Annotated in this window: 1 protein-coding gene; it reads left to right on the forward strand. The window is 73.7% G+C overall.

The window, feature by feature from the left end:
- Positions 1-206: 206 nt before the first annotated feature.
- Positions 207-1,385 carry a glycosyltransferase 87 family protein gene (locus tag ACFU6K_RS39005; protein WP_380671421.1) on the forward strand — a complete coding sequence of 393 codons (1,179 nt, stop codon included), beginning with the start codon at positions 207-209 and terminating at the stop codon, positions 1,383-1,385.
- Positions 1,386-1,409 lie beyond the last annotated feature (24 nt).

Below are 1,409 nucleotides of genomic sequence, written 5' to 3' on the forward strand. Positions count from 1 at the left end.
CCGGCCCGGGACGGGCCCGGTCGGGCCGGGCGGCGGCCCGCGGAAATCCGTCCCGGTTCGTTGTCGTCCGTTTGCGACGGCTGCTGCGTCCTGGTGGTATGAACCACTGTCCAGTCCGACCCGAACCCGACCTGCGCCCCGGCCGCCAGGAAGCCGCGCCGGAACGAGGGGCCCCGCCTCCCCGTCGGGCCGGTCCGGTCGTGCCGGTGCCAGTGCTGGCCGCGGTGGCGGCGGTGGCGTCCGCGCTCCTGCTCCGGGGCCTGCTGCTGCGGTACGAGTCGTCGGACTGGTACTACTTCCTCGGCCCCTGGTACCGGTACATCGCGGCGCACGGCGGATTCCGGGCCCTCGGCGACACCGGCTTCTCGGACTACAACGTCCCCTACCTGTACCTGATGGCCGCGCTCGGCCGGCTGCCGGTGCCCGCGCTGGCGGCGGTCAAGTGCCTGTCGGTCCTCTTCGACCTGGCACTGGCGTACTACACCCACCGCATCGTCTCGCTGCGGTGGCCGCACCGGCCCTGGCGGCCGTTCGCGGCGGCGGTGACCGTGCTGTTCCTGCCCACGGTCGTGACCAACAGCGGGTGGTGGGCCCAGGCCGACGCGATCTTCACCGCCTTCCTGCTCGGCGGCGTCCACCACCTCCTGCGCGGTCGGCCCTGGTGGACCTGCGCGTTCTTCGGGATCGCCCTGGCCTTCAAGCTCCAGGCGGTCTTCCTGTTCCCCCTGCTGCTCGTCGTGGTCCTGGCCCGGCGGATGCCGTGGCGGTGCCTGCTGGCCGTTCCGGCCGCGTACCTGGCGCTCGACGTTCCCGCCGTGCTGCTCGGCGCCGACCCCTGGCAGCTGCTGACGGTGTACGCCCGGCAGACCGGGACCTACCGGGACCTCACGCTCAACGCGCCGTCGGTCTACCAGTTCGTCTCGGTGCCGCCCGGCGAGGACGACCCGGTGCGCCAGGCGGGCGTGCTGGTCGCGGGCGCGCTGGTGCTGGCGCTGGTCGCGCTGGCGGTCCGGGCCCTGCGAAGCACCGAAGGCGCGGCCGGGAGGTCCGCGACCGGGAGCGGCGGGGCGGGGCTCACCGGGACGGGGATCCTGCTGCTGACCACCGTCTTCGCGATCGCGGTGCCGTTCCTGCTGCCGTCCATGCACGAGCGCTACTTCTACGTCGCGGACGTCCTCAGCGTGATCGTCGCCTTCCACCTGCCCCGGCGGCTCTGGTACCTGCCGGTGCTGGTCCAGCTCGCGTCCTTCGGCAGCTACCTCAAGTTCATCGCCCCCGGCGTGGCGCCGTACCTGTCGATGCCGGCCCACGGCGCGCTGATGCTGCTGGCGCTGGTCGCCGTACTCCGGGCCGCCGCCCGGGAGTTCGGCCTGCTCCGGGTCTGACCGGAGCCGGGGCGGGCCCGGCGG

Origin of the sequence: Kitasatospora sp. NPDC057512, assembly GCF_042802135.1 — a bacterium.
Classification (GTDB): Bacteria; Actinomycetota; Actinomycetes; order Streptomycetales; family Streptomycetaceae; genus Kitasatospora.